Annotated in this window: 23 protein-coding genes; 11 read left to right on the plus strand and 12 right to left on the minus strand. The window is 34.7% G+C overall.

The features are described from left to right. Positions 1-2 precede the first annotated feature (2 nt). From cas4 to PQ963_08960, 4 genes are all read right to left on the minus strand, one after another. Positions 3-806 carry a CRISPR-associated protein Cas4 gene (gene cas4, locus PQ963_08945; GenBank protein MEN4029791.1) on the minus strand — a complete coding sequence of 268 codons (804 nt, stop codon included), beginning with the start codon at positions 804-806 and terminating at the stop codon, positions 3-5. Between the two features lie 202 nt (positions 807-1,008). Further along, on the minus strand, positions 1,009-1,287 hold the full coding sequence (locus PQ963_08950; protein MEN4029792.1) for a hypothetical protein: 279 nt from the start codon (positions 1,285-1,287) through the stop codon (positions 1,009-1,011). Between the two features lie 129 nt (positions 1,288-1,416). Next, positions 1,417-2,706, minus strand: coding sequence for a homoserine dehydrogenase (locus PQ963_08955; GenBank protein MEN4029793.1), 1,290 nt, complete (start codon positions 2,704-2,706; stop codon positions 1,417-1,419). 73 nt (positions 2,707-2,779) lie between these two features. Beyond that, positions 2,780-3,820: a nucleotidyltransferase domain-containing protein gene (locus tag PQ963_08960; GenBank protein ID MEN4029794.1), complete on the minus strand. Its 1,041-nt coding sequence runs from the start codon at positions 3,818-3,820 to the stop codon at positions 2,780-2,782. 81 nt (positions 3,821-3,901) lie between these two features. On the opposite strand from PQ963_08960, the gene PQ963_08965 reads away from it, so the two are divergent. From PQ963_08965 to PQ963_09010, 10 genes are all read left to right on the plus strand, one after another. Then, positions 3,902-4,288: a DNA-binding protein gene (locus tag PQ963_08965; protein MEN4029795.1), complete on the plus strand. Its 387-nt coding sequence runs from the start codon at positions 3,902-3,904 to the stop codon at positions 4,286-4,288. Beyond that, the gene (locus PQ963_08970; GenBank protein MEN4029796.1) at positions 4,278-4,853 is read left to right on the plus strand and encodes a DUF366 family protein; all 576 of its coding nucleotides are present in this window, start codon (positions 4,278-4,280) and stop codon (positions 4,851-4,853) included. Before PQ963_08965 ends, PQ963_08970 begins: the two co-directional genes overlap by 11 nt. Further along, positions 4,850-5,329 (plus strand): 6-carboxytetrahydropterin synthase, encoded by a 480-nt coding sequence (locus tag PQ963_08975; protein ID MEN4029797.1) that lies wholly within the window; start codon positions 4,850-4,852, stop codon positions 5,327-5,329. The genes PQ963_08970 and PQ963_08975 overlap by 4 nt, the downstream gene beginning before the upstream one ends. Before the next feature lie 66 nt (positions 5,330-5,395). Beyond that, positions 5,396-6,091, plus strand: a complete 696-nt coding sequence (locus PQ963_08980) for a 7-carboxy-7-deazaguanine synthase QueE (protein MEN4029798.1) — start codon at positions 5,396-5,398, stop codon at positions 6,089-6,091. Positions 6,092-6,102: 11 nt separating this feature from the next. Further along, positions 6,103-6,669: a CBS domain-containing protein gene (locus PQ963_08985; protein ID MEN4029799.1), complete on the plus strand. Its 567-nt coding sequence runs from the start codon at positions 6,103-6,105 to the stop codon at positions 6,667-6,669. Beyond that, entirely contained in the window at positions 6,666-7,478 is an 813-nt protein-coding gene (locus PQ963_08990) for a CBS domain-containing protein (GenBank protein ID MEN4029800.1), read from the plus strand. The genes PQ963_08985 and PQ963_08990 overlap by 4 nt, the downstream gene beginning before the upstream one ends. A gap of 77 nt (positions 7,479-7,555) precedes the next feature. Continuing rightward, positions 7,556-8,497 carry a CBS domain-containing protein gene (locus tag PQ963_08995; GenBank protein MEN4029801.1) on the plus strand — a complete coding sequence of 314 codons (942 nt, stop codon included), beginning with the start codon at positions 7,556-7,558 and terminating at the stop codon, positions 8,495-8,497. A gap of 10 nt (positions 8,498-8,507) precedes the next feature. Continuing rightward, positions 8,508-9,350, plus strand: a complete 843-nt coding sequence (locus PQ963_09000; GenBank protein ID MEN4029802.1) for a CBS domain-containing protein — start codon at positions 8,508-8,510, stop codon at positions 9,348-9,350. Between the two features lie 10 nt (positions 9,351-9,360). Then, positions 9,361-10,185 carry a CBS domain-containing protein gene (locus PQ963_09005; GenBank protein ID MEN4029803.1) on the plus strand — a complete coding sequence of 275 codons (825 nt, stop codon included), beginning with the start codon at positions 9,361-9,363 and terminating at the stop codon, positions 10,183-10,185. A 116-nt stretch (positions 10,186-10,301) separates the two neighbouring features. Then, on the plus strand, positions 10,302-11,438 hold the full coding sequence (locus tag PQ963_09010; protein ID MEN4029804.1) for an RNA ligase: 1,137 nt from the start codon (positions 10,302-10,304) through the stop codon (positions 11,436-11,438). 141 nt (positions 11,439-11,579) lie between these two features. Here the strand turns inward: PQ963_09010 and PQ963_09015 are convergent, their stop codons facing one another. The 4 genes from PQ963_09015 to PQ963_09030 all read right to left on the minus strand — a co-directional run bounded on the left by PQ963_09015 (position 11,580) and on the right by PQ963_09030 (position 14,822). Beyond that, the gene (locus PQ963_09015; GenBank protein ID MEN4029805.1) at positions 11,580-12,338 is read right to left on the minus strand and encodes a stage II sporulation protein M; all 759 of its coding nucleotides are present in this window, start codon (positions 12,336-12,338) and stop codon (positions 11,580-11,582) included. 125 nt (positions 12,339-12,463) lie between these two features. Further along, positions 12,464-13,015: a cysteine peptidase family C39 domain-containing protein gene (locus tag PQ963_09020; protein ID MEN4029806.1), complete on the minus strand. Its 552-nt coding sequence runs from the start codon at positions 13,013-13,015 to the stop codon at positions 12,464-12,466. 267 nt (positions 13,016-13,282) lie between these two features. Beyond that, positions 13,283-13,600: a hypothetical protein gene (locus PQ963_09025; protein MEN4029807.1), complete on the minus strand. Its 318-nt coding sequence runs from the start codon at positions 13,598-13,600 to the stop codon at positions 13,283-13,285. Between the two features lie 88 nt (positions 13,601-13,688). Then, the gene (locus PQ963_09030) at positions 13,689-14,822 is read right to left on the minus strand and encodes a C39 family peptidase (protein MEN4029808.1); all 1,134 of its coding nucleotides are present in this window, start codon (positions 14,820-14,822) and stop codon (positions 13,689-13,691) included. Between the two features lie 698 nt (positions 14,823-15,520). Between PQ963_09030 and PQ963_09035 the strand changes: the two genes are divergently transcribed. Then, entirely contained in the window at positions 15,521-16,069 is a 549-nt protein-coding gene (locus PQ963_09035) for a TetR/AcrR family transcriptional regulator (GenBank protein ID MEN4029809.1), read from the plus strand. A gap of 14 nt (positions 16,070-16,083) precedes the next feature. Here the strand turns inward: PQ963_09035 and argS are convergent, their stop codons facing one another. The 4 genes from argS to PQ963_09055 all read right to left on the minus strand — a co-directional run. Next, positions 16,084-17,769: an arginine--tRNA ligase gene (argS, locus tag PQ963_09040; GenBank protein MEN4029810.1), complete on the minus strand. Its 1,686-nt coding sequence runs from the start codon at positions 17,767-17,769 to the stop codon at positions 16,084-16,086. A gap of 137 nt (positions 17,770-17,906) precedes the next feature. Then, a complete protein-coding gene (locus tag PQ963_09045; GenBank protein MEN4029811.1) occupies positions 17,907-18,302 on the minus strand; it encodes a signal peptidase I in 396 nt (131 codons plus the stop codon). A gap of 61 nt (positions 18,303-18,363) precedes the next feature. Next, entirely contained in the window at positions 18,364-20,019 is a 1,656-nt protein-coding gene (ilvD, locus tag PQ963_09050; protein MEN4029812.1) for a dihydroxy-acid dehydratase, read from the minus strand. 708 nt (positions 20,020-20,727) lie between these two features. Then, the coding region (locus PQ963_09055) for a hypothetical protein (protein MEN4029813.1) at positions 20,728-20,933 on the minus strand (206 nt) is incomplete at its 5' end.

The following is a 20,933-nucleotide window of genomic DNA, read 5'->3' on the forward strand; positions in this document are numbered from 1 at the left end:
ACTTAATCATTATATTCACAAATCCCCATATATTCACATTTTTCACATTTCTTTTTATTTAACTTAAATTCAGGTATCTCTTCCTTTTCAAACATGGTATTAATTGAATCAAGTACCTGGAAGAGTTTATTATGTAAAATCGAGTTTATTACAACCGGTCTTCTTTCAAATATTCTGGTATAATAAACAAAACCAACAAGAACTTCTTTATTCAATTCATAATCTATTAAAGCAGCATATGCTGCAATTTGAAGCGAATCAGATAGCCATGTACCTTTTGGAGGAGGAAAACCTGTTTTAACCTCAACTGGATAATATATACCATTAATTATCTCAATTTTATCTACTTTGCCCTTCAAATTCAGTTCTTCACTTTCAAGGGAAAATTCCAGAAGTGATTGAGGAAACAGCAATTCAGAAATTTCCATTCCCTGTTTTTTAGCTGTTTCCATCAATTTTTTAATCTTCAAAACATTTAAGCTTGCCTCTATTATCAGATCTTCTTTTAATTCATTGAAAAATTTATTTAAATCCTCCTGATTAGAATTATTCATGTATTTAAGCTGCAGATCGTCTATAAATTCGGGAATTCCATTTAATATAATTTTTTGAATTTCTGCAATTTCCATATCTCTTTTAATATTCCATATATTATGCTTGAGGATTTCTTCAAAACCTCTTCTAACTTCGTGGATGACTTTTCCAGTTGTAATTTCACTGTTTTGAACTTTAAGGTTCATAGTATGTTTTAAATACAGTTTTGCAGGGCAATAAATGAATTCTGATATTTCAGAGACCTTTAACATTTTAGCACCGTTTACTATCTAAAACCAGTTTAAATATTAATCAGCTATGTTTAACTGGTTTATATCTTTCTTAAACTGGTATAAATAGTATGCGTATGTTATTACTCTCTAAAACTTGAATTAATTTATAGAAATGATTAGATTTTAAAATGCCAGGATTTAAATTAAAAAAATCAAAAAAAGAAATTTCAAGTAGCCAGGCTCACTGAGATTCCTTGATTTCGTTTATCAATTGGTGGTAAAAGCTCATGAATTCGTTTATATGGTATCTTATGTACCCGATATCATCATATTCTTCTTTGGAGGGGTCCAGTCTTAATACGACGAATAAATTCAGCTTTTTATTATCGTCAATGAATGCGCTTTCATTATATTTAGCTAATTTACTTTCAATCTCGTTTTTCCATTCCTCAGGGGAGGTGTTATCTATAAAACAGAGATCAAGTCCTTTTTCCCCATAACAGCCAAGATATTCTAACATACTTTTTTATATGTTATTTATTACTATTATACTTTATTACGTATATAGCTCTTTAATAATAATTCATTGGAGGAAACACTTAATGAAATCTTTGTATTAATCAGCACAAGAATAGAAAAGAAATTGTTATCAGTCCTCTAAAACTCTAATAAATAGGGTATCATTTTTTACAAAGTGGAGGGCATTAATCTCTTTAATCGCATTCTGCATGTTTTTCTCAAGTGCTTCATGCATCACCATGAAAATAGGAACTTCCTGACCTTCATCCTTTTTTTTCTGATTCACGGCTTCTATACTAATATCATATTTACTTAAAATACCTGAAATAACATGTAAAACTCCAGGTTTATCAACTGCGGTAAGACGCAGATAATATTTCGATTTTATATCCTCAATGTTCTTTATCTGTTTAACCTCAGTATCAGCTGGACCGTAAATGTTTTGCCGTTCCATATTTTCCATTATATTCAGACAATCCCCCACAACCGCGCTTGCAGTTGGCATCATCCCTGCCCCCTGCCCATACATCATAACAGGGCCAACTATATCTCCAACAATGTAAACACCATTAAATACACCGTTAACAGATGCAAGAAGATGATTCTGAGGTATTAAAGTTGGATGAACTCTTACTTCAAGTTCACCGCCATTAATTCTTGAAATGGCCAGTAATTTAATGGAATAACCCATCTCATTTTTTATAAATTCAATATCTTCCTGCTTAATCCTGCTTATTCCTTCCACATGGAAATTGTCCTGTTTAACATAAACTCCAAAGCCCAGTATAGTAAGTATAATTAATTTCTGGGCAGTATCATGACCTTCAATATCAAAAGCTGGATCCTGTTCAGCATAACCCTTTTCCTGAGCCTCTTTTAATACTTCTTCAAAACCAAGGTCTTCATCAGTCATTTTTGTTAAAATGTAATTTGCAGTACCGTTTATTATACCATAGATTGATTGAATGTGATTTGCACCTAAACTTTCATTTAAAGGATGCAGTAAAGGGATACCTCCACCCACACTTGCTTCAAAGCAAATTCGGACATTATTATCATTTGCAGATTGTAGAATTTCCTCCCAGTGCTTTGCAAGCAGTGCTTTGTTTGCAGTTACCACATGTTTTCCATTAGACACAGCCTTTAAAATAAAACTCTTTGCTGGCTCATATCCGCCTATAAGCTCTATTACTATGTCAATTTCTGGATCTTCTAAAATATCATTAACATCAGTGGATAAAATGTTTTTATCAATTTTAACTCCTCTATCGGTTTCTATATCCAGATCAACAACTTTTTTAAGCTTTATCTTTGCTCCAACTTTCTGTTCCATAAGGTCTAAATTCAGATTAAATGTTTCAACAACCCCTGCTCCAATTGTTCCAAACCCAATGAGCCCAATACTGTAAGTATCTTTCATTCAATACCTCCTTAAAGATAATAATTTATAAAAACACTGTTTTAAGCATGAAAATTATATTTTCGATACCCTGTCAAAAACTCTGTTTTTGATCTAAAAGAATTTTTAATTCTTTCAGTTTAATGTATTCACCTATTGATTCCCTTGTTGTGCCAACAACGATCCTGTATCTACTATTTGGACCTGTAACTTTTTCTAATTTACCCCTTGCAATTATTTTCTCACCTTCTTTTACCTGTCCTGAATAAGTATGGGTAAATGAAGCAATTTCAGTTATATCAACATCCCTACCATCTAAAATATTTACCTCCTCAATTTTATAAACTGCAGGGTTATCAAATGCTGCCATTGCATCTTTTACCCTACATTTAACCATTGCAGTGCCCAGAGATTCAAATTTTTCTTCCCCATATTTACCTTTAATTTCATTCCAGTCACGAGTTAGAAGAATATCAAACAGGGTCCCATCAATTACTCCCCTGTTATTTTTACGCTTTTCATACCACCTGAACTCTTCATAACTTAAAGAGGTATCCTTAATCCTTTTTTTATACAATTGAGCCCAATATTCATTGTCGATACTTTTTAAATCAGTTTTATCCTTAATCTTTCCAAATGTTTCCAGGGCTTTTCTGTGATTTCTAAGCCCATATATTACAAAATCAATATCAGAAACAGAAGGATCATATAAGCCAGTTAATATTGATCCAGAAACTCCCATTTTAGAATAAGGGATCCCCGCATGCTCATGAAAAATATCAGACAGCTTTACAACCTTATTAAGCAAATCATCATTATTAGAATTATTCATTATCTCTTTAAGTCGTTTTTCTGGACGTAATATTTCTTTTACTTTATTTAAAGGTACACCCATCATCTTAATATCTGTAATATCACAATTATACAGATATTCTGGATATTTACTGCTTAAAAACTTGTACGCCTGTTTTGAATCTACCTTTGTATATTTTCTACCATTTTTAGATCTTTCTCCATTTTTATCAGGGACATACCTTAAAAAGGACAGTATCCTATCTTCTGGATGAATGTATGCTGTTGTGGCAAAGTATAAATCATCAATGGTGTATATGAAATCTCTGATACGGACTCTCATAAATTTTATTTAACTACACAACATTATATATAATCACGCCATTAGAGAATGTTATAAATACAAAAATTGATATTGATATCAATGATAATATCCAGACTGAATCCTGATGAAGACCTTAAAAAGGGTATAATTGACATAATCAAACAAAATAAAATTAAGTCAGGTATAATTCTCTGTATTATCGGTAGTTTAAATTCTGCCACTTTAAGAATGGCAAACAGCAAAATCAAGACATTTAAAGGACCTTTTGAAATTGTTTCTGCAGAAGGTACTCTTACAGAAAATGGAATTCATGTCCATATTGCTATTTCTGATAAAGAAGGCCGTGTAATCGGCGGACATTTGCGCGAAGGCTGCATAATAAACACTACAGCAGAAATATGTATATTAAGATCAGATAAATCCCTGAAAAGAATTTTTGACCCCAAAACCGGGTATAAAGAACTTGTGGTTGAAAATGAAATATAAAAAACTGAAGGAATACCTGCTCTATGATGGAAGCCAGATTGAACCATTTTGGGCTTTTAAATACTTAAAATTAAAAGGTCCAAGTATAGTGTCATGGATAGGCCCCATGGAAATAAAACCAGCAAAGATCATGGATTATGAAGATGTGGGGCTTGAAATTAAGTCAGGTGAAATGGTTCATTTCATAATAGAACATTTTGATGTTCAACCTGCAGATATAAAAACCTGTTATCATAGACAGAGAATATTCGTAATGATAGTTAAGGATGTTTTAAATGAATTAGGAATAAAAACACGCCGTGAAGGTGATGATCTTTACTTTAATGATAAAAAACTCAGCGTTTCTATTGCTACATGCTCAAACAGCAGCATGAAAATACATTTCGGCATGAATATAAAAGATAAAGGCACTCCAGATGATGTGGATACAATAGGCCTCCTACAATGCAAAAATGATTTAGATAATGAGAAAATCAGTGCTTTAAGCTCTAAAATATGCAAAACTTATATTAATGAAATAGAATCAATTGAAGAAGATATAACAAAAACAAAGGTTTTAGGATGAAAATAGTAATTAATGGAATTCACGCTAATTTAAGGTTCTCATCAGCCCATATGATTCCTCTCCACGAATCCTGCGGAGGGATACATGGACATTCATATATTGTAGACGTTCAGTTTGAGGGGGAAAGAACAGGGGAATTTGGATTCGTCGTTGATTTTAAAAAAGCAAAGGATATTGTGCGTGGAATTTGTTCAAGACTTGATCACAGGGTTTTAATTCCGTCTCATAGCAAGACAATTGAATTTCAAAAAGAAGACGATAAATCCATAGAATTCAAAATCATGCAAAAAGAATACAGGCTCCCTCTTGAAGACTGCTGCCTCTTACCACTTGAGACAACATCTGCGGAGGATCTGGCAGAATATTTCGCCGAGGAAATATCTAAACATCTAAAAGAGACAGAAAACATATCAAGCGTCCAGATATGCGTCAATGAAGGTGTTGGACAGGGTGCTTATTTCAAGAAGTCTTTATAAGGCCTATGTAAGTGCGTAAAAATGAAAGCTGACGAAACTTTGACTGCCGACGAAAGTCGGAAGATTTTGACTGCTCGTATAAATGAGGTTTTCTCAAGTATTCAAGGTGAAGGCAAACTAATTGGTAGAAGACAGGTTTTTGTAAGATTTTCTGGATGTAATCTTAACTGTAACTACTGTGATACTCCAATGAGCAGAGATCCAGAGTATGGGGTTCTTTTTTCAACTCGCGAACTTTTCAGTTCCATAGATAAATTGATAACTCCTGATTTTCATTCTGTTTCTCTTACAGGAGGGGAACCATTATTACATGCTGATTTTATAAAAGAATTTCTTGAAGAATATGATTTGGACTGTTTGCTTGAAACCAACGGTTCATTGCCTGATAAAATCAAGAAAATAGTTAGTTTAATTAAATATGCCTCAGTAGACATTAAGTTACCAGAACATGATTCAACTCCAGACTATAATAAGCTGTTTAAAAACGAATTAAAATCACTAAATCTATTAATAGATGGGGGAGTAAATACATACTGTAAGGTAGTTATACTTCCTTCCACAAAAGTTAACATGATAAGTTCAATAGCTTCGAAGATAAGTGATGAAATTTCAAATACCAAAAAACTGTCAATGGTAATACAGCCTGCAGCCCCACTGAAACTGTGGGAGGGAGGGAAGATCTTTGAAATTTCTGAAAAAGCAGGAGAATACATGGACGTATTAACAATACCTCAGGTTCATAAAATTCTCAAAATACGGTAGGAGGTTTAAAAATGGAAATGGAAACAAATGTAACAGTAAAAGACGCTATGACATCCAGTGTGATTACAATAAAGCCTGAAAGCAGCGTAGCTGATGCTGCATTCTTAATGACCCAGAACGAAGTGGGTTGCCTAATAGTTAAGGTCAACGATGAGCCTGAAGGTATAATTACTGAAAGCGACATCATAAACAAAGTTGTTGCGCAAGATATCAGGGCCAGCGAAATTACTGTTAAGGAAGTAATGACCAAAAACCTCATAAAAATCGACCCTGGAAGAGAATTGAACGAAGCGGCACGTTTCATGTCAAAAATGAATATAAGAAGATTAGCTGTTGTTAAAGATGATTTACTTACCGGTATATTAACTGCAAATGACATAATGACGGTTTCTCCAGAACTTACTGAAATTCTGGTTGAAAATGCTAGAATGGAAAATCAGATGGATTTTAATCGTGAAGAAAGCCCAGTACCTGGAGTTTGTGAAACATGTGGGAATTTTATGGATTATTTAGATGAAATTGACGGTAAATTCGTCTGTGAAGAATGTAAAGAAGATTTAGAAGGTGATTTAATTTGAACTATGTTAAAGATGTTATGACACCAGATCCGGTTACAGTTTCTGTAGACACATATGCAACTAAAGTGAGATCTATTTTAAGGGATGAAAGTTTTAGATGCGTCCCTGTTGTATATGGAAACCATCTGGAAGGAATGATTACCCGTGGAAATATGATTAAGATATCTGCTACAAAGTCCAACATCGAAGCTCGTGGGATTATGGAAAGCCCAAAAGTTATTGCCAGACCAGATATGGAAGTTGCAGAAATTTCAAGGAAACTACTGGAAGCAGACATTGTTCAAGCACCTGTTGTTAGATCAGAAGATAGTATGGATCTTGTAGGCATAATAACTGTTGCTGATATCCTTGAAAATGTACTTGAAAGGAAATTAAAGCCCTTAAAACAGAATGTTGGTGAAATAACAGTTAGAAATGTTGTTACCTGTAACTATGATGATCCTCTATCAAAAGTGTGGGAAAAAATGGACGATACAGGTTTTTCTGGACTTCCTGTAATTAAAAAGAACAAGATCATAGGCATGATCACAAGGAAAGATATAATAAACTCAGGTCACCTGAAAATATCTAAAGATGGGGGAAATAAGAAACCTCCCAAGGTGGAAAGTATCATGAAGACTCCACCAATAGTTATTACTCCGGATAAGGGTATAAACGAAGCCGCTGAATTAATGATCAAATTTAATATTGGGAGACTACCAGTTGTAGATAATCCTGTATATGTAAAAAATGAACCCCATAGAGTAAAAGAAGCTGATCTTATAGGTATAGTTTCAAGAGAAGATATTTTAGGGTCGTACATAAATTGATTTTCCAAAGTTCAGACTTGAAGTATCAACATTGATTTTTATGTATTATTTTATTTCATATTTATGTGAGGTGTACTATGAGAAGAAAAGAACTAATTAATGTGGTGAAATCCAGAGAAAGAGCTCCCCTGGAGTTTGAAACACATATAGCAGAACATGAGGGCGATGTTATGAGTATCGCCAAAAAAGAAGTAATTACAGTGCCCCAAAGTGCAACAATAAAAGAATCTGCCGAAATAATGGTAAAGAACAAATTCAGAAGGCTACCTGTAACAGATCCTGGAACTGGAAAAATTCTGGGAATAGTAACATCGATGGACATATTGAATTTTTTAGGCGGTGGCGATAAATACCAGATTTTAGAGAAAAAACACGATGGTAACTTCTTATCTGCCATAAATGAATCTGTAAAAGAGATTATGACCAGAAAAGTGGAATTTTTGAATAATAAAAGTTCCATGGGAGATGCCCTATCTAAAATGCTTGAAAAAAAGGTCGGTGCACTTCCAGTAGTTGATTCAAATGAAAAAATAGTGGGAATTGTATCAGAAAGAGATTTTGCAATGCTTCTTTCAGGAGTATTAACTGATGAAGCTGTTGAAGATTATATGACCTCTTCTGTAATCAGCACAACACCGGGAACAAGAATTGAAGGCGCTACCAAAATAATGGTGAGAAATAGATTAAGAAGAATTCCTGTTACAGGAGAAGAAAGGAAAACACCCCATCCTGAGAATGATAAACTTGTGGGAATCGTTACATCAACTGATGTTCTTGAATTCCTCGGTAAAAACACAGCATTTGAAAAAATAATAACAAACAATGCTGATGAAGTTTTAAACACCAGCATATCTGATATAATGGAGAAAAATGTCATTACAGCCAGCATATATACACGATTAAGTGATGTAGCAGCTATAATGAAAAAAGAAGATATTGGAGGGCTACCAATAGTTAGAGATGATGAATTACTGGGAATAATTACAGAAAGTGACATTTTAAGGGCAATAAGTGGATAGGGGTTTTATCATGAAAGTTAATGATGTAATGAGCAGCGAAGTAATTGTAATTGGCCAGAACGAACATGTAAGTCATGCCAGAAATCTAATGCTTAAACATGGACTAAGCAGAGTCGTAGTTGTAGACAAAGACGAAAATCCAGTTGGGATCGTTACAGAAAAAGACCTGGCACGTAAATTAAGGGGAAGCGGCCCTGCATGGAAGAGAAGGCCCATTGATAAAATCTCAATTAGAAGAATCATGAGCAGCAGCATTCATACAATAGGTGCAGATGAAGACGTTAAAAATGCAGTAGAGATCATGATAAGAAATAAAATAAGTTCTGTTCCTGTTGTGGACTCTGAAGGACTGGCAGGAATAATAACAAAGACCGACCTCATGAAATTTTACATTTCAAAATACGCAGGCAGATGGAAAATCAGAGAGCTCATGACCGGAGATGTGGTCACTGTAAACCAGAATCACACTCTAAGCCACGTTATACGCCTTATGGATGAAAATAAAATATACGGGCTTGTTGTAATGTTTGACAGCGAAATTGCAGGAATTATAACTCCTGCAGATATTTCCTTTGCCAGGATTGATGATCCTGAAACAGGAGTAAGTATGGAAAGGATTTACTTTGTAAGGCAGCTTGCAGAAGGTGGAGACAAAAGAAAAGCCAGAGACGTGTCCATGCTCACAGCCGGAGATATCATGAGTGAGGATTTTGTGCAGATAGGTCCAGATGCAGATGCACTGGAAGCTGCAAAGCTCATGTCCAGTGAAGGTGCCAGCCATATTCCTGTTGTGGAGGGCAAAGATCTGGTCGGTATAATAACAAGAACTGATATAATCAAAGGAATTCAGTAGGGGGATAAACATGCGTGTAAAAGATATAATGAGCAGCGAAGTAATTGGAATAGATAAAGACCAGAACATCCACGATGCATTAAAACTCATGAAAAAACACAGAATTTCAAGATTAGCAGTTTTAAATGGACACGGAAGGAATAATAAAGAATTAGTTGGAATTATAACAGAAAAAGATATTGCTTCAAGGCTTGGTTCATCAAAATACGGTAACCTCCCACCTTCCCATTTCCATGTATCAACGGTAATGAGTACAGAGGTCATAACCGTAGAAAGCAAAGAGACCATTGGGAATGCTGCAAAATTGATGGTTGATAACAAAATTGGAGGATTACCTGTTGTGGATGATGATGATTTAGTGGGAATTGTTACCAAGACAGATTTTGTCAAAACATGCCAGGGAGTGCCCTACACTAACACTCTTATAAAAGAAAGAATGGAAACAGATTTAATGACCATTAACTCTAAGGATAGACTTGTTCATGCAAGAAGAATGATTGTTGATGAAGATCTGGGAAGGCTTCTTGTAATGGACGACGGTAGTATTGAAGGGATAATAACCGCAAAGGACATAGCTTGCTCAATGATATCCTTTAGAAAAGTTGTTCCAGACAAATACCAGTCTTCAAGAATAAGAAATCTCCTTGTAGAAGATATTATGACTCAAAATGTGCACACAATTTTAGAAAGTGCTACAATAGCCGATGCTTCAACCATGATGGTGAATGAAGAGTGCAGCGGAATACCAGCTGTGGATGATACAGGTAGTGTTAAAGGAATGATCACTAAAACAGATATCATGAAATTCATTGTTGACCTGGAGGAGGTCAGCTGAATTTACCTGAAATTAAATGCCCGGATTGTGATTTGAAGATGAACATTGATTGGAGGAGGAATAACTCCTTCAACAATTTCTTTTTTCATTGTTCCTCATGCAATCTGGAATCCAGAGTGGTTATTGAGAATTTTTTAGATAAAAAACTTCAAGAAATCCTTGGAGTTAAGGCAGAAAGGCTTAATCACGCTATAGAAAAAGGAATTATTAAATTTTTTGATTTTAAAGGTATCCCTGCACTCCAGTTTAAAAAAGATGTTGGTAAAGTTGAATCTGGAACTGTAATTTACTTTAAAGAAAAAATAGAAGTTATAAGAGGCTTTCCAAAGACCAGAAGAACTTTGATGCTCTCACCAACTATTGAAAATCATTTTGAAAACAGAGTTGTTGTAGAAGAGAAGATGAATGGTTACAATGTCCGTATAGCTTCTATTGGAGATGAAATAATTGCTCTAACAAGGGGAGGGTATATATGTCCTTATACCACCAAAAAAGCCGTGGAAATAATGGATCTTAGCAATTTTTTCAATGATAACCATGATCTTGTAATTTGTGGAGAAATGGTAGGTACAGATAACCCTTATGTTTCTCACCACTACCTGGAAATAGGCAGTCTGGGTTTTAGAGTTTTTGACCTTCGAAAAAAGACTTCAAATGAGCCTCTACCCCTTAAAGAGAAATATAAACTCCTTCAAAAATATAATCTCCCATCTGTACGCGTTTTAGGAACTTTTAATGTTAAAGATGCAGCCGAATACATTAAAAAAATAGTTAAAAAAATTGGGGAAGAGAACAGGGAAGGAATAGTGATGAAAGACCCTCAAATGGAGATCGGTCCCCTGAAATACACCTCATCCCAGGCCCACGACGATGAGATAAAATATGCATTTACCTATCCATTTGACTTTGGAAGGGATTTCTTCTTCAGCAGAGTTATAAGAGAAGGATTCCAGGCATTTGAAATGGATGAAAGTGAAGAAGAAGTTCAAGAGAGAGCAAAAAGACTTGGAGAATCAATTCTCTATCCCATGCTTGCCACCATAAAGAATGTGTCCTCTGGAAATATTGCAGGCGAAGACATGGTTATAGATGTTGAAAACAGGGAAGAAGCAGAAAAATTCCTGCGCCATCTGCATGATCTTGGAGTTTACGCAATTTTAATAGAATTTAAAGATAATAAAGCAGTTATAAGAAGAATATACCAATCTACAACCGATAAAATCAATAATTTTCTTAATGGAGGGCTTTATTAAATAGGGGCTGTCCAATAATTGATTGTTATTATTAATTTTTCCTTAATTATATTCTGGCTGACAGTTGCTGGGTCGCATTTAAGCCTTTTTACCTGCAAATCTAACATAAGGTTTTTCATGTATTCTAATACCTATTTACAGTCATGCTATGTGTTGTAGCCAGTAATTTGTCCAAAATGGTGCCCATAAGCTTTCTAAAAGTGCTGCAATTATTAATAGAATTATTATTTTGGGCATTGTATTTTTAAGCTCATATATCATAACCTCTTTAATAGTTTTTAAAGTGCTTTTAATCCCATTTCTTCTTATAGATATGTATGCTTTAAAAGACTTTAAAGATATTCTAATACCGGCTATGCAGGCTAAATAGATGGCATAAAACTCAGGATATATATGAAATGACCCAATCCAAAGTATAACACCTTCAAAACCATGAAAACTTATATTTGCTGCTATATAACCAGTTGCAAATCCAACAGTATCTATTAATGTGATATAAGGATAGATTATAGTGGGACCTGTTAAAATTGTTATAAATGAATATAATAAATTATTCCACAAAAGAAAAATAAAACGGTTTGCAATTTCCATGTCAATGAATTCTTTATTAAGACCAATTTCTGTTGGATGCATATAACCTGTGATTGCTGCCACTATAATTTGGCCAAGTATTATAGTTAGTATGGAACTACAAAACAGGATTTTTCTTTTTCTTTTAACAAACGTGGAAAGTATACCTAAACAAATTCCAAGCATCAAAACTATAGAACTTAAATGAAATATTTCGATTTTAAGATGGGTTAAAAAAGCATATTCGAAAAATCCAGTAATACCTGCAAAGAATGTTAATATAATTGTTGCTGTTATTCCAAGCACTGTAAATTTATTTATTTTAAGCATAATAACCATTATTTATCATTAAAAATTGGAATGGAGGTCTAACCTCCAATTTTTATCTTCTGAATCTTCTTTGTCCACGTTGTTGTGCACGTGCTGCTGGAATACCGTAAATGGGCGCATTACCTCTAATACTCCACGTAGTATTGTTTCCAGTTCCAATGGACCTCAGCAAGGGATTGGTCTTGTATATGTGAAAATCTCTGCTCAGGTTCAATGTTTTCCTTGCTGGGGTCAGCAAGGTAAACACTTTCATTGGTTATTTCCATTACCACGCTGTAGTGTCCTTCACATTGATTGTTACAAAAGACTATGTTGTTGGGTTTAAGATCATCAACTGATAATTTCATACCAGTTGCACTTAAACCTTTTGACTGTGTAGCCCGTACCAGGCCGTACATGTTTGTCCCTAATTTATCTGTGCCACTTAGAACCATGAGTTTCTGTTCTGTTACGTTGATTCCTATGTTCTGCAGCACTGTTGCAAGCGCAGCTGGCCCGCAACTGTAATCTGTACTCTGCATTACAATTCCACTGGTATCTGTTTGTGGAATTGTAACATTGACAGTATAGTTATCTAAACTGTCATTTAAATCCAGAAGTTGCATATCCACGCTTTCTGTGGCCCCATCACTTGCTGGTACTGAGGAATTATCATTTTCTACAGTATCAAGCTCCATAGCTGTATTTAATGTTTCTATAGAACTATTCTGTTCTACAGTTGTGTTGAATGTCTCATTTATCTGAGATTCAACTCCTTTTCCTCGAACTGTTAAATCAGCAGTTTGAGTTATTTCACTATTTTTGACAGAGTCATCACTCTAACACTTCCTTTGTCATTGAATAAAAAATATTCAGCTATCAAGCACACGATGTTTTCTGCTTGATAGCTTAATGGATAGTTAATTCTTTACAGTGTTGAGCGTCTATCACTCAAATTGCATTAGTTATAAACCCCAAAAAAATAATAGTGCTAATACAATTATACCTGTAATTATAGTCATACCCCTAATAACTATCATAACTATTTTCCACAGTGCTTTTTTTTCAGATTTTTCTGTTACCTGTTTAATGCCATCTAAATAAAATCCTACTGCAAGCAAGATCCAAAGTAGTAGTAAGCCAAAATCTATTTTTCTTGGGTGTATAAATAATATTTGATGTATCTGAAGAAGACTAAGTATTATAAACGCTCCAATGAGAAAATAACTGATAATATCATTTTTTTGTTTTTTATTTTTTAAATCCTTTTCTGTATGAGTCAAACTAACACCTCCTTTGTGAAAATAAAAAATATTCAGCTATCAAGCACGCGATGTATATGATTGATAGCTTAATTAGATAGTTAATTCTTTAGCGTTGAGCGTCTATCCTGATTATAAGAGGCACCCATAATGGTGGAACCGGCCATCTAAACCAGACTCTCACACCTCTGTTATATGCATTAGCCCGCTCTAATAGATGTGCACTGAAAGCTATTAATACTGCGGCCGTTCCTGCTATCTTTGCTGTAATTCCCCATGCCGCAATAATTCCCGCAATCGTAGCTGCACCATACTTACCAGTGACAATGTTTCGTGTAGTATTGTTGCATAAATAAACTATAAATCCCCACCAGCGCCGAACTACTCTATTTACTCCACCTTTTCCTCGTATAGTCTGCAATGTTTCTGTTGTCAAAGTTTGGTTTTCTGCCTGTACAGTACTTGTATTTGTATTGTTGGCCTGTTCTGATGTCTGATTAAGGGAACCGCTTATCACTAACACGTTCCCGGTGAAAATTGCACTGAACTCTTCTCTGCTCAGTACAATGTTTCCCTTGCTTGGGTCAGCAAGATAAACGCTTTCATTGCTTATTTTTCTGATTACACTGTAATGGCCTTCGCCATCCAGTATAATATGCACGATGTTATTAGGTTTAAGATCATCAACTGATAATTTCATACCAGTTGCACTTAAACCTTTTGCTTTCGCTGCTTCTGATAATCCGTGCATTGTTGTCCCTGATGTATCTGTGCCAGCGAGGACCTTGAGATCCCCTTCTGTTGCGTTGATTCCCATGTTCTGCAGCACTGTTGCAAGCGCTGCCGGTCCACAACTGAAATCAGTGCTCTGCATTACAATTCCAGTGGTATCTATTTGTGGAATTGTAGCAGTAACATTTTCTGCACCTGTAGTATCGTTTTCTGAAACCACAGAATCTAAACCCTCATCTAAAAGCTGCGCATCTGCACCTGTAGCCTCTGCTGGTACAGGATCATTGCTCATTGTAGTATTTGTACTTGACACATTCGCAGTCAACGTTTCATTATCTATTCCTGTTGTTTCTCCACTTTCAACTGCTTCTACTAATTCAGATGCAGATGCAACATCTGCACCCTTTCCTTTAACTGCCATTGTATCGGCAGTTTCACCATACTGTGTAGCAATTGCTGGTGTCACTCCAATAATGAGTGCCACAAGCAGAACTGCTACCAATTTATACATTATTCATGCCTCCTTTATATTCACAATTTTTTGTCTGTAAAATAACTTCCTGTTATCTTACAATTTTTTGGTCTGTAAAATCATCTTATATAAAGGTTGTGGGTTTAACACTGTATAAAAACGTAAAATTTGTTCTAACAGAACAATTTTGTCCTAACAGGACACTATTGTTCTAAGAGGACCTAAAAATTTAACACCCACAACATAAACGTTTAAATAGTTTAAATTACATACCAAAAGGTTTAGTTTAAGAATTCTTCAGGATATGGTTTGAATTTCACCTTTACAGTAAGATATTTACCGATAAAAAAGTTTTCTTCTATGCGAAATGTTTAATTTGATAAAAAGCGTTAAAAAAGCATCGATACTTAAAAACAGCGATATTTTGAAGTTTCTGTCTTCAATATCATACCTACATATTTTTCTAAATTTTGATAAAAGACTGGAAAAGCTTTTATTGGTTATGACAATGCTTTTATCAAATTTATATTATATTCTGTTTGATATGTTAATTATTAAATTAATTATTTTACTTTTTTTTGATATTTTTGTTGTATAAGTGAGTACTATCTAATATTTATGCTATTGGAGTATTTTTAGCGCCCTATTTTCCGGGTACTAACATAAAATTTAAATATGAAAAGTATTAAACCACTCATTAATGTTAATTTATGAAAAAAATGATATTGAGTGATAACATGAGTAAAGAGACAGAAGAAATAATAAGGGACACAGCACTTAAAATTTTTGCAGAAGAAGGTTATGTAGGAGCTAAAACCCGTGTAATTGCTGAAAGTTCTGGTTTCAGTGAGATGACCCTTTTTAGAAAATTTAAAACCAAAGAAAATCTTTTTAATGCAATTTTAATGGAGCAGAAGGAATATTTATTAGGAGAAGCTTCTCTTCTTTTCAGTGCTAATAAAACAGGAAATCCAGTGGAATCTTTTAAACTTTTAATCCAGCATGTATACAAATTAATGGAAGAAAACTTCCATTTTATAAGCTTGTACATTAATGAACGGCGCAGGTTATCTGAAAGTATCCTCGATGAATTCGTGATTTGCCTAAGTCACCAGATTGAACTGAAATTTCCAAATACAAAAATAAACGCCAAAGTATTTGCTTTTAATATCTTATCCTTTCTTTATCTCCTTATTTTTGATAAATACAGGAACTATTCATTTAGGGACCATAAAAAAGCTCTAAATGAATTTATAGAAAACTGTACCCTTGTTTTAACAGCGTGAAATCTGTTTTTAATCTACATAGAAACAGGTGCATTGATTCCAAGTAGATTTAAACAGTTTCTAAGGGTTATTCTTGATTTATCCACAAGTAATAACCTTTCTTCTTCTTCATCTGCACCTATAACTGGAACAGACTTATAGAACCGGTTGAACGCACCTGCAAGATCCATTGCATACTGAGCAACTGGATGAACCCTTTTTATTCTGGTGGATTCTTCAATTACAGTGGTAAATTTGGAAAGAAGCTTAATGAGCTCAATTTCAAAGGCGTGATCCATTTTTAAATCATTTAAATCGATATTTTCAGATTTAAATCCTGCTTTTTCCAGTAATTTGCAGGCACGTGCATGAGCATATTGAATAGAGGCACAACCCTTTTCAAAGCTCAGTGCATCATCCCATTTAAATACTATATGCTTTTCAGGAGATAATCTGGCAATAAAATACCTTATAGCTCCAATACCAATGTCTTCTGCAATTTCAAGGGCAGATGCATTGTCCAGGTCTTCCCTTCTTTTTTTAATTTCAAGAAGAGCACGGTTTACAGCTTCTTCAATAAGATCATCTACAGAAATGAAAACACCCCTTCTTGTGGACATTGAACCTTCAGGGAGTGTTATAAACTCATAAAATATAACTTCAGGACGTTTGCAGCCTAATAACTCTAAAGCTATGCTTAGCTGGTCTACAGCCAATTTGTGATCTGAACCAAGTACATCAACAACTTCGTCTGAATTTTCTGATTTTTCAAGATGATATGCTATGTCCCTTGTAGAATAAAGTGATGTTCCATCAGATCTTGTAAGTATGAGCTCCTTTTCAATGCCATAATCTTCAAGAGGGAGGTATAAAACTTCATTCCGCTTTGTGTAGTCTTCAAGATCTCCTAAAATCTTTTGAACATCTCCATCCTTAACAAATTTACTTTCCCAGACATAATCATCGTGAGAAATGTTAAGCCGCGAAGTGGTAGCTTTTATTCCTTCAAGACATTTACTAACGATTTCATAGAATGTATATTCCAGTTTTTCATCTTCACCACTTTCATATGTTTTTAAAAGCTCACTGACTTTGAGATTAAGAGTTTCATCTTCACAGAGCTTCTGGTTAATCTGGAAGTATATCCTACCAATTTCATGGTCTATCTTTTCCCTTTCTTCTATTTTATAATCAAAATTAAGAAGTCCCCATGCAATTATGGCGATTTGCCGCCCCATATCGTTAACATAATACTGGGTTTCAACATCATAGCCCGCTGCCTTTAAAACTCGTGCTAAAGAATCCCCTATAACAGAATTACGTATGTGCCCAATGTGTAAAGGCCCGTTAGGATTTGCTGAAGTATGTTCAAGGATCACCTTTTTATTTTTAGGCTCTAATTGTCCATAATCTTCATTTATTGATTCTAAAACCAGATTTTTAAAATTATCATAATTAATAAAGAAATTAAGATAGGGACCTTTCATTTCAACAGATTTAAAAAGCTTGGAAATCTTAATAACTTTTAAAATATCTGCTGCTATTTCTGCAGGCGGTTTTTTCAATGCTTCCTGAAGCTCGAAGGTCACTGTTGTTGCAAGATCACCCATATCTGGGTTTGGAGGTTCTTCCACCCTGATTTCGTCGGGAATTTCCAGGCCCAGGGATTTAATTGAATTTTCCAGAGATTTCACTGCTTCTTTTTTTATAATTCTGTACATAAATTCACCGTAAATATTTATAACTATAACAACCGTTTAAAAAAAAATTATAATCTAAGCACTAAATAAATGTTTTAAATTAATTAAAGATCTGGAAATAATGAGTTAAAAAAGATGATGGTAGATCCATCTTTATTTTATAGCCCTCTTATCCACAAAGTCACATAGCCAATTTTAGGTATTATAAGGGGTGCATCGTTTATAGATACCACCTTTGAAATAATCTGATCTGGATACACAGCCACCGGATCAGGCGAAGGATTATTGTCCCCTTTCGTTACAAAGAATGTGTCTCCTTCTGGAGTTTCTCCAATATAAATAATCCTGTGAATCACAGGCTGCGGGAACCAGGCTGCTTTATAAACAATTATATCTCCGACTTGAGCTGTGCGTGGATTATTATCGATTATTACAATGTCTCCCCGGTATAGAACTGGTTCCATACTTCCAGATACCACCACATTCATGTGCTGGGCCACTATTACTCCAATAAGAATAATAACAATGTATGTTGCTATTTCTTTAATTTTCACTTTTTCACCTGAGCTTTTGACTAATATATTTGAACTTTAAAAGTAATATATCTTACTGATTTTATCTTAAGATGGCTCCATTATCTGCAGAGCTTGCAAGTTTCTGGTACCTGGAAAGCCAGCCCTTAACTTTTTTATCAGGCATTTTCACATCTTCAAGTCTCTTTTTAATTTCACCCTCATCCAGCTCAACATCAAGTTTTCTGGTTATCATATTAATTTTAATAATATCTCCATCTTTTAAGGCAGCTATAGGGCCTTTGACCATGGCCTCAGGAGATACGTGCCCTATACATGGTCCTCGTGTCCCTCCTGAAAATCTACCATCAGTTATAAGTGCAACGGATTTAATTCCCATTCCAGATATTGCAGAAGTTGGGTTCAGCATTTCACGCATTCCAGGACCTCCTTTTGGTCCTTCATATCTTATTACGATTACATCTCCTTCCTCTATTTCACCATTAAAAATTGCAGCTACACATGCTTCTTCACCATTAAAAACTTTTGCTGGGCCAGTATGTATCTTCATATCCTCATCAACAGCTGCTATTTTAACCACTGAACCTCTTGGAGCTAAATTGCCCTTTAATATTGCAATTCCTCCTTCTTTATCTATAGGGTTATCCAGCGGCCTTATAACATCTTCATCTTTAACTTCTGCACCTTTAATATTTTCTTTAAGTGATTTTCCAGTGCAGGTTATAGCATCTGGATTTATCTTATCTTTAATTACTTTTAAAACTGCAGGAATACCTCCGGCACGGTCTAAATCCAGCATGCTATAGGTTCCAGCTGGAGCTAATTTGGATATATGTGGGATTTTTCTACTCAGTTTATCAAAAGTATCAATGGTTGCATTGACTCCTTTATCCTTAAGTTCACTTGCTATAGCTGGAATGTGCAGTGCAGTGTTTGTAGATCCTCCAAGTGCCAGATCAACTGCTATGGCATTTTCAAATGCTTCCTGAGTCATTATTTTTGAAGGAGTTAAATTCATTTCTACTAACTTCATTATTTGAGCACCGGATTCCCGTGCAATTCTCATTTTTTTGGCATCCACTGCATGAGCAGTTGCACAATATGGTAAACTCATTCCTAAAGTTTCTGTTACACATGCCATAGTATTGGCTGTAAAAAGTCCAGAACAGGAGCCAGCACCGGGACATGCACACTTTTCAAGCTCATTTAAATCTTCCATTGTCATTTTTCCAGATGATACTGCTCCAACTCCTTCATAAACGCTGATTAAATCTACTGATTCTCCTTTGAATTTACCCGGCTTCATTGGACCTCCTGTAACGAAAATAGAAGGTATATCAAGCCTTGCTGCAGCCATAAGCATTGCAGGAACTACTTTATCACAGCTGGGGATTAGTACAAGCCCATCAAACTGGTGTGCCTGTGACATACTTTCTACAGTATCTGCAATTATTTCTCTTGAGGGAAGAGAATAGTGCATTCCCTCATGGTTCATTGCGATACCGTCGCAGATGGCCATGGTATTAAATTCAAAAGGTACTCCTCCTTCCTGACTTATTCCTAATTTAACTGCGTTTGCAACTTCATTTAGATGAATATGGCCTGGAACTATATCTGTAAAGCTGTTTGCAACTCCTATGAATGGTTTGTCCATTTCCTGGTCAGTTACACCGCATGCTCTAAGCAGGGATCTGTGTGGAGCTCTTTGCAGGCCTTTTTTAATAGAATCACTTCTCATTGAATCACCGTTTAATCAGTCCACTTAAAAAACTAATTTTTTTCTATTTTTAAAAGAAATTGAAGTATTTATTTAATAACCTGTTTTTAAGATTTGATGTAATTTTCATAACACAATATATTTCTAATTATATATATCTGTATGGGGTTGTAAAGTTCTGGGTTGATATTTTTTTATCGAAGATTTTTGAGAATTTCGATTAACTTTTGGTCTTTTAATCCTTTTAAATTTTGCTGGATTGAATTAATGATAAAAAATCCCCGTTGTAACCTTTATGCAAAAAATATGCGAAAGTCAGAGAAATAACTACCGTGGATATAACAAGGATCCCTAACCTCACCCAATGTAAACCTTACCATGAAAACATCTCCTAATATGCTCCAGACTTATCCTCCAACAACTTATCAACCAAAAAAAGTATGGAGATTTGTCATTAAAGGCTTAAAATGTAGTTTTATAAACCATTAATGCCCCATGTCCATTTTTTTATGTCTGAATTCGTTGTATTCACTCATTTAACCCTACTAACTATTTTTTTTACTTCTTTTTTAGTTGTTTTAACAGCTTTCTTGACAGCTGTTTTAGCTTTGTTAACCACTTTTTTTAGCAGTGATAACCATTCTCATCCCAGTTATTTATCCCCTTCCACTAAATTGCTGGCAAATGAATCAAAAAACTATGTAATTCCAGTTTATAAATCCAGGAAATTTAATTTCCCTTATTTCTCATCTCTTCAAGCTTTTCAGAAATTTCTTTACTTGTAATTCCCTGTTTTTCCTTAACTTCTAGTTCTTCACCTTTTATCAGGTTATAAACTGTTAAAGCTATTACTCCACTAACAAACAGGATAAACAATCTTTCAATTGGATGCTCGCTTGGGGAAAACCCGGGCCAGTAATTTTGAACAACAATCC

This window comes from Methanobacterium sp. (assembly GCA_039666455.1).
Taxonomy (GTDB): Archaea; Methanobacteriota; Methanobacteria; order Methanobacteriales; family Methanobacteriaceae; genus Methanobacterium_D.

Coding starts and splice junctions, on each gene's coding strand:
- cas4 (MEN4029791.1), bottom strand. CDS start 806: ATGTTAAAGGTCTCTGAAATATCAGAATTCATTTATTGCCCTGCAAAA.
- PQ963_08950 (MEN4029792.1), bottom strand. CDS start 1,287: ATGTTAGAATATCTTGGCTGTTATGGGGAAAAAGGACTTGATCTCTGT.
- PQ963_08955 (MEN4029793.1), bottom strand. CDS start 2,706: ATGAAAGATACTTACAGTATTGGGCTCATTGGGTTTGGAACAATTGGA.
- PQ963_08960 (MEN4029794.1), bottom strand. CDS start 3,820: ATGAGAGTCCGTATCAGAGATTTCATATACACCATTGATGATTTATAC.
- PQ963_08965 (MEN4029795.1), top strand. CDS start 3,902: ATGATAATATCCAGACTGAATCCTGATGAAGACCTTAAAAAGGGTATA.
- PQ963_08970 (MEN4029796.1), top strand. CDS start 4,278: ATGAAATATAAAAAACTGAAGGAATACCTGCTCTATGATGGAAGCCAG.
- PQ963_08975 (MEN4029797.1), top strand. CDS start 4,850: ATGAAAATAGTAATTAATGGAATTCACGCTAATTTAAGGTTCTCATCA.
- PQ963_08985 (MEN4029799.1), top strand. CDS start 6,103: ATGGAAATGGAAACAAATGTAACAGTAAAAGACGCTATGACATCCAGT.
- PQ963_08995 (MEN4029801.1), top strand. CDS start 7,556: ATGAGAAGAAAAGAACTAATTAATGTGGTGAAATCCAGAGAAAGAGCT.
- PQ963_09000 (MEN4029802.1), top strand. CDS start 8,508: ATGAAAGTTAATGATGTAATGAGCAGCGAAGTAATTGTAATTGGCCAG.
- PQ963_09005 (MEN4029803.1), top strand. CDS start 9,361: ATGCGTGTAAAAGATATAATGAGCAGCGAAGTAATTGGAATAGATAAA.
- PQ963_09015 (MEN4029805.1), bottom strand. CDS start 12,338: ATGCTTAAAATAAATAAATTTACAGTGCTTGGAATAACAGCAACAATT.
- PQ963_09020 (MEN4029806.1), bottom strand. CDS start 13,015: ATGGAGCTTGATACTGTAGAAAATGATAATTCCTCAGTACCAGCAAGT.
- PQ963_09030 (MEN4029808.1), bottom strand. CDS start 14,822: ATGTATAAATTGGTAGCAGTTCTGCTTGTGGCACTCATTATTGGAGTG.
- PQ963_09035 (MEN4029809.1), top strand. CDS start 15,521: ATGAGTAAAGAGACAGAAGAAATAATAAGGGACACAGCACTTAAAATT.
- argS (MEN4029810.1), bottom strand. CDS start 17,769: ATGTACAGAATTATAAAAAAAGAAGCAGTGAAATCTCTGGAAAATTCA.
- ilvD (MEN4029812.1), bottom strand. CDS start 20,019: ATGAGAAGTGATTCTATTAAAAAAGGCCTGCAAAGAGCTCCACACAGA.